Annotated in this window: 15 protein-coding genes; 12 read left to right on the top strand and 3 right to left on the bottom strand. The window is 58.5% G+C overall.

Features of this window, described 5'->3' with window-relative positions; translation table 11 throughout:
• The 3 genes from ccmI to APH36_RS27475 all read right to left on the bottom strand — a co-directional run.
• Positions 1 to 1215: c-type cytochrome biogenesis protein CcmI (ccmI, locus tag APH36_RS27485; protein WP_256219361.1), on the bottom strand; the 1215-nt coding region annotated here is incomplete at its 3' end.
• Positions 1136 to 1609, bottom strand: coding sequence for a cytochrome c-type biogenesis protein (locus APH36_RS27480; protein ID WP_012080655.1), 474 nt, complete (start codon positions 1607 to 1609; stop codon positions 1136 to 1138). The genes ccmI and APH36_RS27480, both read right to left, overlap by 80 nt.
• Complete coding sequence (locus APH36_RS27475; RefSeq protein WP_255260239.1) at positions 1606 to 2115, bottom strand: DsbE family thiol:disulfide interchange protein; 510 nt, start codon at positions 2113 to 2115, stop codon at positions 1606 to 1608. The genes APH36_RS27480 and APH36_RS27475 overlap by 4 nt, the downstream gene beginning before the upstream one ends.
• 118 nt (positions 2116 to 2233) lie before the next feature.
• On the opposite strand from APH36_RS27475, the gene istA reads away from it, so the two are divergent.
• The 12 genes from istA to APH36_RS27420 all read left to right on the top strand — a co-directional run bounded on the left by istA (position 2234) and on the right by APH36_RS27420 (position 12637).
• Complete coding sequence (istA, locus tag APH36_RS27470; protein WP_101509640.1) at positions 2234 to 3733, top strand: IS21 family transposase; 1500 nt, start codon at positions 2234 to 2236, stop codon at positions 3731 to 3733.
• Positions 3726 to 4529: an IS21-like element ISPst3 family helper ATPase IstB gene (gene istB / locus APH36_RS27465; protein ID WP_054882055.1), complete on the top strand. Its 804-nt coding sequence runs from the start codon at positions 3726 to 3728 to the stop codon at positions 4527 to 4529. Before istA ends, istB begins: the two co-directional genes overlap by 8 nt.
• 174 nt (positions 4530 to 4703) lie before the next feature.
• Positions 4704 to 6245, top strand: a complete 1542-nt coding sequence (locus tag APH36_RS27460) for a DNA cytosine methyltransferase (RefSeq protein ID WP_060501463.1) — start codon at positions 4704 to 4706, stop codon at positions 6243 to 6245.
• Positions 6246 to 6430: 185 nt separating this feature from the next.
• Positions 6431 to 6772, top strand: a complete 342-nt coding sequence (locus APH36_RS27455) for a hypothetical protein (protein ID WP_023383583.1) — start codon at positions 6431 to 6433, stop codon at positions 6770 to 6772.
• A 218-nt stretch (positions 6773 to 6990) separates the two neighbouring features.
• Positions 6991 to 7635, top strand: coding sequence for a hypothetical protein (locus APH36_RS27445; RefSeq protein ID WP_023383585.1), 645 nt, complete (start codon positions 6991 to 6993; stop codon positions 7633 to 7635).
• A gap of 238 nt (positions 7636 to 7873) precedes the next feature.
• Complete coding sequence (locus APH36_RS27440; RefSeq protein WP_023383586.1) at positions 7874 to 8107, top strand: hypothetical protein; 234 nt, start codon at positions 7874 to 7876, stop codon at positions 8105 to 8107.
• Between the two features lie 167 nt (positions 8108 to 8274).
• Positions 8275 to 9108, top strand: a complete 834-nt coding sequence (locus APH36_RS32890) for a hypothetical protein (RefSeq protein ID WP_224459409.1) — start codon at positions 8275 to 8277, stop codon at positions 9106 to 9108.
• A 289-nt stretch (positions 9109 to 9397) separates the two neighbouring features.
• A complete protein-coding gene (locus APH36_RS31915; RefSeq protein WP_156342218.1) occupies positions 9398 to 9562 on the top strand; it encodes a hypothetical protein in 165 nt (54 codons plus the stop codon).
• Positions 9563 to 9601: 39 nt separating this feature from the next.
• Complete coding sequence (locus tag APH36_RS32885; RefSeq protein WP_224459408.1) at positions 9602 to 10162, top strand: hypothetical protein; 561 nt, start codon at positions 9602 to 9604, stop codon at positions 10160 to 10162.
• A gap of 89 nt (positions 10163 to 10251) precedes the next feature.
• Positions 10252 to 10404, top strand: a complete 153-nt coding sequence (locus APH36_RS31910) for a hypothetical protein (RefSeq protein ID WP_156342216.1) — start codon at positions 10252 to 10254, stop codon at positions 10402 to 10404.
• Positions 10405 to 10498: 94 nt separating this feature from the next.
• Positions 10499 to 11317, top strand: coding sequence for a hypothetical protein (locus APH36_RS27425; RefSeq protein ID WP_224459407.1), 819 nt, complete (start codon positions 10499 to 10501; stop codon positions 11315 to 11317).
• Positions 11318 to 11791: 474 nt separating this feature from the next.
• Positions 11792 to 12637, top strand: coding sequence for a hypothetical protein (locus APH36_RS27420; RefSeq protein WP_060495097.1), 846 nt, complete (start codon positions 11792 to 11794; stop codon positions 12635 to 12637).
• Positions 12638 to 13133: the final 496 nt, after the last annotated feature.

Here is a 13133-nt window from a genome sequence, read left to right as displayed (position 1 = left end):
CCCCAACCATTCCCCCGACCTACTCTTCCCTCCCCTAGAGACCCTAGCAGTCACTTGAATCGCGGCTGTCTGCGATAAGGTGTTGCTGGTAACTATTGCATCAGCGCCTGAAAACTCCACCTCGGCCGGCAGACTTGAGACCTTAAGTCGTATGGTAGCGAGAGGTACCTTGGAGCCCGATAGCGTCTGTACGAAAACGAACACACTGTCATCCAAAGCGACCTTTTCGAAAATTTCCGGGGAAATGTCCACCCGTACCTTGAGCGGTGTTGGTGGCAAGCCAGCAACATGGTTAATCGTCAAATTGTTGTTTTTTTCATCCGCTGAAAGACCGTTTCTTGCCTTTCCAATGGCCTGTACTAAAGCAGCGTGTGACGGATGGTCGGAACCCATCTCTGCTAATGCGTGATGCCAATATTTTAAAGCATCTTGGTAACGATGCTCTTCAAACGCAGCCAGACCTATGAGACTCAAGCTCTGGAGCTCACCCGGATTTCCATTTAAAGCTTCATCTGTCAGCGCCTTGATTGGCGGAGACCACATTTTGTTGTTAGAGAAATACAATGCTTTAGCCCACTCGCCTAATAACTCCGGTCGGCGACCGGCCAGTGACACCGTTCGTTCGAACATTCTAGCGGCATCGTCGGGCCTCCCTTGAGCCATGTAGTTTTGGGCCAGGTTATAAGCGTTCTCAGCTGACTCCGGTTGGGCGTTAACCGCGCGTTCCAGACGGTCGTTCATTTGCGCGAGTGAACCGGGAGGCTGGGCGAACTCACGAACCAGCTCGACTTTGTCGCTGGCGCCAAAATGCAGGTACAGCGCGAGCCCCAGCGCCGGTATCAAGAAAGCCACGAATACTGGTAGCGGCTTGCCTGTAGTCGAAAAACGTTCGAGGCCAGCTCCTTCGGTGTCCGCCAGCAATTCGCGGTCCGCCTCAGAGCGGGCACTGTTTTTTTGCGCAGGAGACATCACTCCGTCCCCTTGCTGAAGCTGTAGCTCCGCCAGGCGTTCCTGATACAGCGCCACGTAAAAAGCGGTGCGATCTTCTTCGCTTTGGGCACGACGTACAAACAACACAGGGATTAGCACGAAACTGAGGGCAACCAGCAACAGCAGGCCGACCCATAGCCAGAAATCAATCATTAGATTCTTTACCCAATAGGAGGAGGAGCCGTTGACGCTCTTGGTCAGAAAACACCTCAACATCATCGCCATGCCGACCACGATGACGTGCAACGATCAAGTAAATCACCCACACACCGCCCAACAACAAACCGCCAGGCCCAAACCAGAGCAACCAGGTGTGGCTGTTCAGCTCAGGTTTGTAGCGCACGAATTCGCCATAGCGATCGACCATGAAGTCGATGATCTGCTGATTACTCTGACCTTCATCGAGCATGCGAAAGATCTCTTTTCGCAGATCGGCGGCGATGGGGGCATTGGAGTCTGCGATATCCTGGTTCTGACATTTCGGACAACGCAGTTCCCGGGTCAACTCGGTGTACCGGGCGCGTTCGACCTCATCCTTGAACGCGTAAGCATCGATGGCAGCTTGGGCGGCACTAGCGGAACACAACACTAAGAGAGTTCCACATAGAAACCGGCTCATTGCGTGCCCTCCTGCACCAGACCTTGATAAAGATCTGCAAGCTGTTCACGCCACACCGTCTCATCTATAACGCCGACGTGCTTGTAGCGAATGATGCCCTTACTGTCGACCAGGAAGGTTTCCGGCGCGCCGTACACGCCCAGATTCAATCCGAGGCTGCCGGCTTCATCGCGAATATTCAGCTGATAAGGGTCGTGAAAATCCTTCAGCCAGTTCAGAGCATCGAAATTAACGTCTTTGTAATTGACTCCATGAATCACCACCCCCTGCTGGGCCAGTTTGTTCAGCACTGGGTGTTCTGCCCGACAAGCGACGCACCAGGTACCCCAAACGTTTACCAGCGCCGGTTTGCCCAGCAAATCGGCACGGGTCAGGGACCTATTGTCTTGCACGGATTGCAGGGAGAAATTGGGGAACGGCTTGTCAATCAACGCTGAGGGCAACGCCGAGGGATCGAGGTACAACCCTTTACAGAGAAATGCTGCCATGCCAAGAAAAAGCACCAGCGGTGTTGCCGCTGACCGAAAACTGACCCAGTAGAGGCTGTTCTGCCGACTGAAAACTGACCCAGGTGTTCAACTGCTTCTGCTCAATTTTTGAGCAGGAGAACACAGGGTGATCAGTATGGAAATGATGGGCAAAATTCGCCGGATGTATTTCCGCGACAAGCTGTCGCTGCATGAGATAGCCAAGCGCACCGGGTTGGCGCGCAACACGATTCGCAAGTGGGTCAGAGCACCTGAGGCCAAGCCGCCGGTCTACCAACGCCGCGCGATCTTCAACAAACTCAGCCCTTTTCACGCCACGCTGGAGCAGGCGCTAAAAGCCGATTCGCTGCGGCCCAAGCAACAGCGGCGCAGTGCCAAGGCGCTGTTGGCGCAAATCAAAGCCGAAGGTTATGACGGTGGCTACAGCCAGCTCACCGCGTTTATCCGTGCCTGGCGAGGGGGACAGGGCAAGGCGTCGCAGGCCTTTGTGCCGCTGACCTTTGCTTTTGGCGAGGCGTTTCAGTTTGACTGGAGCGAGGAAGGCTTGCTGGTCGGCGGCATTTACCGGCGTATGCAGGTGGCACATCTGAAGCTGTGTGCCAGCCGTGCGTTCTGGCTGGTGGCGTATCCGAGCCAGGGCCATGAGATGTTATTCGACGCCCATACACGCTCGTTCGGCGCCTTTGGCGGCGTGCCGCGCCGAGGCATCTACGACAACATGAAGACCGCCGTCGACAGGGTCAATAAGGGCAAAGGCCGCACGGTGAATGCGCGTTTTGCGGTGATGTGCGCGCACTACCTGTTCGATCCAGACTTCTGCAACGTCGCCGCTGGTTGGGAAAAGGGCATCGTTGAAAAGAACGTGCAAGACAGCCGCAGGCGCATCTGGCTAGACGCCCAGGACTGCCATTTTCACTCCTTCGAGGAACTCAATGCCTGGCTGGGCCAGCGCTGCCGCGCGCTTTGGAACGAGCTGACGCACCCGCAATACAGCGGGCTCAGTGTGGCCGAGGTGCTGGAGTTGGAGCGCGCCGAACTGATGCCTATGCCCGCGGCCTTCGACGGTTACGTCGAACGGCCTGCGCGGGTTTCCAGTACCTGCCTGGTCAGCGTCGGGCGTAACCGCTACTCGGTGCCTTGTGAGTACGCCGGTAAGTGGGTCAGCAGCCGTTTGTATCCGACCCGCATCGAGGTGGTGGCCGATGATGCGCTGATTGCCAGCCATGCGCGTTTGCTGGATCGCGACCAGGTCAGCTACGACTGGCAGCACTACATCCCGCTGATTGAGCGCAAGCCCGGCGCGCTGCGCAACGGAGCGCCCTTTGCTGATCTGCCAGCGCCGCTGCGTCAGCTCAAGCACGGACTGAAACGTCATGCCGGCGGTGATCGGATCATGGTGCAAGTCTTGGCTGCCGCACCAGTGGCTGGGCTCGATGCCGTGCTGGTAGCCGTTGAGCTGGTACTGGAGAGCGGCAGCCTGAGCGCCGAACACATCCTCAATGTCGTGGCACGGCTGACAGCATCCGAACCGCCGCCCAGCGTCGAAACCCACTTGTCGCTCAAGGAAGCCCCCGTCGCCAACACGGCGCGCTACGACCGCCTGCGTGGCCAGACCGAGGAGATCGGTCATGCGTGATTTGATGGCGGAACTCAAGGAACTGCGCCTGCACGGCATGGCCACTGCCTGGGCGGAGTTAACTGTGCAGGGTGAGTCGAACACAGCCTCGTCCAAGTGGTTGCTTGAACACCTGCTGGAACAGGAGCACACGGATCGTGCCATGCGCTCGGTGAGCCACCAGATGAACATGGCCAAGCTGCCGATGCACCGCGATCTGGCCGGCTTCGACTTCAGCGCCTCCAGCGCCGACGCTCGCTTGATCAGCGAGCTGGCCAATCTGAGCTTTACCGACACCGCGCAGAACGTGGTGCTGATCGGCGGCCCAGGCACCGGCAAAACCCACCTGGCCACCGCACTGGCCGTGTCCGGCATCACCCGGCATGGCAAGCGCGTGCGCTTCTACTCCACGGTCGATCTGGTCAATCTGCTGGAGCGCGAAAAACACGACGGCAAAGCCGGGCGGATCGCTCAGGCACTGCTGCGCATGGATCTGGTCATCCTCGACGAGCTGGGGTATCTGCCCTTCAGTCAGGCCGGTGGCGCGCTGTTATTTCACCTGCTGTCCAAACTGTACGAGCACACCAGCGTGGTGATCACCACCAACCTGAGCTTCGCCGAATGGTCGAGCGTGTTCGGCGACGCCAAGATGACCACCGCCCTGCTGGATCGGCTGACCCACCACTGCCACATCGTCGAAACCGGTAACGAGTCCTATCGCCTGCAACACAGCAGCTTGGCGGCCCAGGCCAAGATCAAATCACGGGAGCGAAAGCGTAAGGGCGGCCAGGAACCGGAGGACGATGAGCCGTTCTGATTTCATGGCGACGACGGCCTGCTACATGGCTGCGTGTGGCAGGTCTTAAACAACTGAACTGGGCTAGCGAAGGAGTGGGGGCAACAGCAGCTGCGCTGGTAGACTTATCCACAGTTGCTGGTAACAAAATCAGCAATCCGCCCTGGGTCAAATTTCAATCGGCAGGGTGGGTCAATTTTCCATCAGCGCCAACACTTCCACTTCTGCTGCGGCTTGGGCGGTGGTGCCAAAGGCTTCAACGAGGCGAAGCCCATCGTCGGCAACATGCAGGCTGAATGGGAGTGCCTAGGCGGCGTCGACGTTGATCCGGCCGGCCTTGCTGACTTCAAGCGTTTGACCGGTGTGGAGGGTACGCAGTTGGATCTCTTCACCCGCGAGCAGTACATCAGGTTCCACGGCAAGGAACCGCCAGCCGGATGGAGGGAAGCAACCACAGAAGACATCCGCCGTGCAGCACAGAACCGCCGGCCCGATACCGTCTTCATCAGCTCCCCGTGCAAGGGCGCCAGCGGACTGCTGTCGGAGAAGATGAGCGCGACCCCCAAGTACCAAGCCTTGAACGAGCTCACCCTGCGTTGCATCTGGCTGATGGCGGAGACCTGGCGCGACGACCCTGTGCCGATGCTGGTGTTCGAGAACGTCCCGCGTCTGGCCAACCGCGGCCGGCACCTGCTGGACCAGATCGGCGCCCTGCTAAGCCACTATGGGTACGCAGTCGCCGAAACCACCCATGACTGCGGGGTGATCGGCGGCTTGGCTCAAAGCCGCAAGCGTTTCTTGCTGGTGGCTCGCCATGTAGAGAAGGTCCCGCCGTTCTTGTACGAGCCCGAGAAGAAGAGCCTGCGCTCTGTAGGCGACATCCTCAGCCGCATGCCTCTTGCCGGCGACATCGAGCGAGCGGGACCAATGCACCGAGTGCCAGCTCTGCAATGGAAAACCTGGGTCCGCCTGGCTTTGGTTGAGGCCGGGAAAGACTGGCGCAGCCTCAACAACCTGGCGATCCAAGATGGGTATCTGCGTGACCTGGTCATCGTCCCAGGATATCGAGCGGGATATATGGGGGTGCATGGCTGGAACGAAAGTATGGGCACGGTGGCTGGACGATCGAACCCAACAAACGGGGCGTTCTCGGTGGCTGATCCGCGTGCCCGGGCAGGCGCCCTGCAATATCAGCAGTACGGTGTTCGCCGGTGGCAAGATACCAGCGGCGCCATCATTGGCGTCAAGAGCCCAGGGCAAGGCACATTCAGTGTCGCTGATCCCCGAGCGGCCAAGATGCGCACGAGTGGCGAACCCTACCTGCCTGGCGGGCACTACGGCGTGGTGCCTTTGCATGGCGTCGCGGGAGGTCAGCATGACGACAGCCGGTGGGACGTTGCCGGCACCCAGCTCCCAAGCGCTGACGAGAAGCTCACCTGCATCATCGAATCGCTCGACGGGACCTGGCACCGGCCCTTCACGACCTTGGAGCTGGCGGCGATCCAGAGCCTTGTCGAGCCAGAGGAGCAGCTGGAATTGGACGGGTTGAGCGATCAGGCCTGGCGCGAACGAATCGGCAACGCAGTTCCCCCGAAGGCAGCGAAAGCCATCGGTCATGTGATGGGCACTACGTTGCTGCTGGCAGCTCAAGGGGAGACTTTCATGCTGAGCAGCATGCCCATCTGGGTGCGGCCAGTCGCGGTTGGCCTGAGCGTATCTCAGCTGGCGGCACAGTGATCATGATCGGCCCACGGCTCCGGCGTGACCGCGGCTTAGGCGCGAGCTCCGCCGGCGCACACCGGCTGAAGACCCTTTGGAGACCGTCGATACAGTGCTGCCACTGATCGGCAAAACCGATGCCGGGTGCGCCTGGCATCATCACCACGACGTGAAAATCACGTCAACACGATGAGATGTAGAAAATGGATGATAGAAACAACGGCCTTCTGATCGAAGGCTTCGTGCAGGGTTCCTATGACCGTATGTTCGGTGCCGGCAAGGTGGAGGCTCGCCACCACCCGCTCACCAGCTGGTCTCAGGCAACCGTCTCCGGTAGTCAAAGCAACTTCCAGGACACGCAGCGCGATGTAAAGCGTACCGTCGAAGCATTGCAGAGCACCCTCTACAAGGAAGGTGGCAATGATGAGCTGCTGACCGAGCTGTCTGCAGTCGAAGAGCGTTTGACCAGCGCTACGACCGTCGATGAGCTGGGCACCGTGATCATCGAGTCGCGTCCAGTGCTTGACCAGGTGTTTGGCCGGTAAGGCAGCCGCCTGAAGCCCTGGACTGCGTTCAGGGCTTCTCACAGATCGGTGCACGCATCCGCCACCTCATGCGATCGAGCTGACGGGTGTGTAGACCTCCGGCATCCGCAACACCGCTATGCACAGTCTTCGAGCTGTGCCGAGCCCATAGAAACACAATCATCAATGCCCTGCTGGCGCCGTTGCGCCAGAGGTCGAACGCCTGCAGGAGGCAAAGCATGAGCATCACCAAGATCACCGAATGCCGCGAGTGCGGTAGCACGTCCCTGAGCTGGCAGACGCACAACAAGAACATCAGCGATGCTCAGCACGGGCGTTTGCGTACGAGCGACATTCGTTGCCAGCTGATTTTGGGTTGTGATCACTGCTCGGAAACTCTGGCCATTATGAGCGCCGATCAAGTAGCGGCATGGCTCACAGAACAAGGGCAGGCACAGTCCGTTCAGTACCAAGGCAGCGATGCCGTACCAACGGCCGCCAGTGCTGGCGAGGTTGAAGAGTCGCTTCTGTGGCTTGACGACTTTGTTGCGCGCTGCAATGGGGATGACCGCGGCTCCTGCGCAGCAGTCGAGACTCTGCGTGCCGCCCTGTCCGCCCAGGTGCAGGCCAAGAAGGTCAGCGCCGTTGTCTTGCGTGAGGCGATGGAGAACCTCGCGATCAGCGCTTCTGTGGCCGACCACCCACCCGTATTCCTGCCAGCGTCCGTGCGCCAGCATCCGCTTGTGATGCTGGGCGGTGTGTGCGTGCGGGTTACATACTCCGGACTGAAGTGGTACCACGAGCAGCTGGTCAATGACCGCTGGGAAGCGCTGGCCGTGGATGAGTTCGAGGCGCTGTTGGTCGAAGCGCTGGCGAAGGCATGAGCATGCCCGCTGATCACTGAGCTCTCGCGGTACCGAATGCCCAGTATGAGCTGGGCTGCCGCAGCTGTTTGACTTGCGAATCATCCACTGGCCTGTGCTGATGGTGGTGGGTCTCCAGACCGAACCGGCGTCAGCGGCGCAGCAAAAATAGGCACAAGTGCCTAAATCAGCCTACTAGGCACAAGTGCCTACTGAGGATTCTCTATCTCAGACCCACTCATCGATGGAGAGCCGACACATGGCTGTCACCCCTCGCAAACCTCGCAACAAGCCGACTCAACTGCAGACCGGCATTCTCCTTGCCGCTGCGGATCTCTCTCGCTACATCTACGACAGGGGCGATGCCGCTGCGCTGCTAAAGCGTCAGGGGCTAGCCGATGCCAACTGCTCGGCCATGGACGAAATGGACAAAGAGGAGCTGCGGATTCTGCGCGATGACTATGGGCTTGCCAGTCTGCGCGGGCTGGATTGAGGACCGCCTCGTTCCAACCATTCTCAACTCACCCAGGAAAAGAGCCGCCCGTCATGCGACGCTAGATTGTTCCACTGCAAGAACCGCACGGAGCCAAACGCCAAAGTGCGGCCTGTTGCAGGCTGAACCAGGCCATCGGGCAGGCTATTGAAGAGGCTCGAAAGTCAATGGATGACCAGGACTACAGTCCACCAGGATGGGTTTATCGTGAACACGCGGCCGCTGGTGGTGTGGCGATCACCGAAACCAGCGGGAGGCGTTACCCTCCGGTAGATTGGGCTGCAGTAGGGCCTGCCCGATGGTTCGACTGCAAGCTTGGAAAACTCTCGGACGTAGAGCTGGCGCGACTGATCGGCATACACCCCGATCGAATTCGCCGCCGGCGGGAGCAATTGGGGATACCTCCATGGTCGGTTGCTCAACAGATAGAGCCTTTCAAGCACCTCCTCGGCGTGCTCACCGATGGGGCGATCGCTTCCTTGTGCGGCGTGTCGCCAAAAAGCGTCACGGTTTACCGTGAGTCACTGGGTATCCTCCCGGTGTTGAGGCCGGCTCCTCGAAAGCAGGTGCTTCCCACCGGTCATCCACTGAGGATCTACAAACCTCTGTTTGGCTATGTCAGTGATCAAGAAATCGCGAAGGTGGCAGGTGTGGATCTTCATCTGGTGCAAGAGGTGCGCGAAGCATTGGGCTTCGAACCCGTGAGCCCATTGATAGAAGAGGCTACTTCAATCCCAACCGCGGATTACCACGGGCCATGGCTCGGGTACGAGTCCTTGCTGGGTAAGGTATCTCCGGCCCAGATCAGCAGGGAGGTCGGGGTACCCTATGACGTAGTAGAGCAGAGACGTGTGTTCCTGGGCATAGCACCCTACAAGCGCTTGTCCAAGGCGGTTCGTTTTGATCACTTGCTGGGCAAGGTCCCCAACAGCCTGGTAGCCAAACTCGCCGGCGTGTCGACCGCACGTATCGCAGAGCGGCGCAAGCAACTCGGCACGTGACCATGGCCGAGGCTTCGGCCCAGTCAGGCTGACCGCCGAAATGCTCTTCACCCACAGATAATTCCACACCCGGGTCTGCTTGCGTCCATGCAACCCAGAGCGGTGTAAGAACTCGATCACACCACACCGATCACGGCAAGCGACAATGCTGGACACGCTGCTGCTGGGCGCTCACAGGTGACATCAAGGGCGGGCGAAAAAGATTGTCCTATAGTATAATTTTTGCCTTGCATAATTATTGTCCTATGGTTTAATCTTATTCTCCGTATTCATCTACCAGGACAAATCAATGCGTACCTTCAAAGGGTCCATCAAGACTGACGTTCAGGGCTCCGATGTGGAGTTTGAGTTCGAGGTCGAGGACAACGCCACCCAGACTGAAATCGAATACGAAGCCAAGCAGGCTGCCTTCGAGCACGTGGATTGGAATTTCGAGGAAGTGAAGGGCTCGTAAGGCACTTCGGCCCCCACCCAGATTGGACAGGTGATAGCGATGGAACAGGTTTATCCGCAGGAGACGCTTGAGCACAAGCGTGCAGGTTTTGAGCAGGGCATCAAGAAGATCGCCGTCGAGCGCTTTGGTCACTCGGCCAATGACAACACCTTCTACATGCTGATCGAGCGCAACCGTAATGGCCGCTACGCCGTTGAGTGGGTGCGTGGGGCGTGGGAAGGCCTGCAGCTGGCTGAACAACTTCAGGCCAGCGCGCTGGAGATCGGTATGGGCCCGAAGGCGCTGCAGATCAATTTCCCGGCGGCCGAACGTGCGAGCGTCAGCGATTCCAAGCTCTACAGTCATGCCGAAGTGCCGAGCATGGACCTGGCCGACGAGGACTACATTCTGCACCTCACCGTGCGGGCTGCCGACCCAGACCAAGAGCGTCTCCTTGCCGATACCTGTACTCGTGCCGTGACATCAGCTCCCAAAGCGCTGGCTGCCATGCAGCAGGCCTATGCCAAGCTGGACAGCGTTGCCTTCGTGTCGGAGGAGGGTGACACCGACGAGGTTAAAAGCGCCTTGCTCGATGCCATGGCTGCTCTCTCTGTTCAGTGAGGTTCCTCTCTGCGCCCGGGAGAGAAGCATGACCAGGGCGTGGGTTGGGTTGAGGTCTGAAATCAGCGCCAGCACACACAGGATCCAACATGGACCAGCAGCCGAATTGGCGAGTTACCTACCATGACAACCAGGGTAAGACCATCACCGTCGAGGTGATTGCATCCACCTACAACGACGCCATCAGCAGGGCGTCCGCCAACCTCTTCAACGTGTACTTCCAGTCTGCGGTACAGATCTAGGTCAGCTCCTGAAGCACGCATCCCCAGCCATCGAGCTGGGTCGATGCCGTGGAAGCGGCGCGGATTTCGCGTGCGCAGCAGGGGTAGGAAGATCATGCCGTTGACCTGGAACGTTGCTTATTACTCGGGGATGTCCAGCACTCAGGACCTGAGGGCTGCCGTTGATGAGGGCGTCCCAGTAGGTGTTGTTGCCACACTGCTGGACACCCTTAAACTCCTTCGGACGCTTCCACGTCATTTGGATGCAGGCGGCGCCGTGTTCATTGACTCGGGAGCCTTTTCTGCATTCCAAAAGGGCGAGCTCGTGAGCTGGGAGAAAGTGTTTTTCGCCTACGAATGCGTGCTGGGGTGGACGGACAACCCCGGGGCGCTGAGCATCGTGGCACCGGATGTCATCGGTGACCAGTCGGCAACCCTCGACTTGTGGGCTGTGCACGCAGAGCGAGTTCGCACATGGATCACGGCCGGCGCTCGTGTGATCATTCCCCTGCAGCGAGGGGAGCTGTCTGCCGGAGAGATGCTGGCGCATGCCAAGCGGATATTTCAGACCGACCAGTTCTGCGCGGGAATCCCATCCAACTTGGCGGCAATGAGTGCTGAGGATTGTGCAACCTTGCACCATCACGACTTCCACCTGCTGGGGCGTGTGGTGATCAACGCCGAGTTGGGCGATAAACTGCGTGCCCTGCTGGCCAACAATCCCGATGCCATCTACACGGCAGATGCGAACTGGCTGCGGTCCCGCATCAAGGAAATCAGCCTCGCGGCTAAGGAAATGCGGCAAGCGCCGGCGGACAATCCGTTTGAGACGTCGCGCACACGTGCCGTACGAGCGATTCTGCGCCTGGATCCGTATCACCAGCAACCCGGCCCCTCGGGCGCCCGCCAATCGGAGCTGACTTATGGCACATAACACTGGCACCGCTCAGTGCTCGCACTGTGGGGCTGAGTATCGACTGGTCACAGAACACAATCGCGATATGCAGCGGCTCTGCAGGGCCTGGCTCAGCCGCCACGAGCGGCCGTGTGCAACCAGGACGCCGGAGCAGCGTCGGGCCTGGGCGCAGAAGTACGTAGGGAAGGATTTCACTGAAAGCAGCTTGACGGTCAACCTGGAACATCCTGGGTTTAAAGAGATCCAGCCGGGTCATGCAGTTTTGGGCGACGCTCCAGTTCCTCTAAACCCATCTGTGGGATTGCACTGACTGCTACTTGGCCATCCTGCCGGGCAGATTCGTTCTCCCTCCTGTTGAAGGTGCGGGTTGATCGCCGCTTTGGCAGAGTGTTGCTGGGCGAACACCCATTCTGTCAGTGGCGATAGCAGCGCATCAGCTATCGCAGCCATTATGCCAGTGAAACCACCTGTCATTTCCATAGGAGCTGTGAAGTGAAGTCCGTCGATGTTGTGAGCAAGGCTTGGACAGATACATACGAAGAGATTGCTGCTAAGGCCCAGCTTGTGCGGGATGTGCTGGAGCAGCGCAACGTGAGGCTGCGGTCCGGCAGCGCACTTTCGCAACTGCTTAGCCAGGCCGACAAGCTGAGCCTAGCGTGGGCAGAGCAAGTGAAGCCAGATGACCGGGTGGTCTGGGAAGCGGCGTTCGTGAACCGTCTGGCTGATGCGGTCACCAACTTGCCTGAAGAGCCAGGAATTCAAGAGGCGCTCAAGCGTATGGCCGGCAGCGTCATGCAGCCGGATGATCGGAACACCTCCCAAGGGAAGGACGCTCTCTGGGAGCTGGTGCTGCTGTCCGACTTGAAGAGCCGAGGGTTAGCAGCCAAAGCTGCAGAACCCGATATCCTGGTTGACTTCGGCATGGGCGACTACCCGATCGCTTGTAAGAAGATCTGGTCTGAGAGCGGAGTTGAGAAGCGTGTTAGCCATGCTGCCAAACAACTGGCGCCGTTCAACAATGGCGGGGTCATCGCTCTCAATCTGGACGATTTGGTCCCCGTCGGGAAAGCTGTGAGCGTTCCCACCAAGGAGCTTGCAAAGGCTGTTCTGACCAAGTTCAACTTGGACTTCATTGAGCGTCATCGAGACGTGCTGCAAGATGCTGTCATGAGCGGCAAGTGCGATGGTTTCTTCATCTCGACGACCGCCTTTGCTGTCCTGGCGGAGGAGGAGACATCGGCCTACCTCGCTACGCAAGGTTCTTTGTGGCACCTCGGAGATTCGTCGCCAGAGTCCTGCGAGCGCTTCCTTGCATTTGGTCACACGCAGGGCATGTAACCAGGAGCCTGCAGAACCACGAAGCGCCGGAAAATCCTGGGAGTGACAGTCAACACAGTGCTGTCGAGTAGCCTCGCTAAGGTCGAAAAGATGCGAGAGGATTGACAGCCGCTTCGAAAAATCAGACATTGCGATTTCTGAGGACGCAAGTCTGTTTCGTTGAGCGCGGTCAGTCCTCTTGGGATTGGTCGCGTTTTCCTACATTTTTGGGGTCTCCTTTTCTGCTCATTGGTCATGACTCTCATGACTGATCAGAATCTCAAGCAACCGGCTTGCCCGCCGACCCTCTCAGCATTTCCGGCATATCATCAAATCCCTTCCTCAACGCATGCTATCCGATCATTCTTCAGCTGTAGCTCTTATACTGATCTGTCCTCAGGCTGTGGTAACATCAGTTATACGTACGTGTTATGTATCAATTTGCTTGTGTCTGGGGGTGTGTATGGCAAGTGACGAAGCTCTAGGGTGTGATTACCAAGGCAGGCATTTCGGTGCG

Source organism: Pseudomonas sp. NBRC 111133, assembly GCF_001320605.1.
Taxonomy (GTDB): domain Bacteria; phylum Pseudomonadota; class Gammaproteobacteria; order Pseudomonadales; family Pseudomonadaceae; genus Aquipseudomonas; species Aquipseudomonas monteilii.
This window is presented reverse-complemented; position numbering and strand designations above follow the sequence as displayed.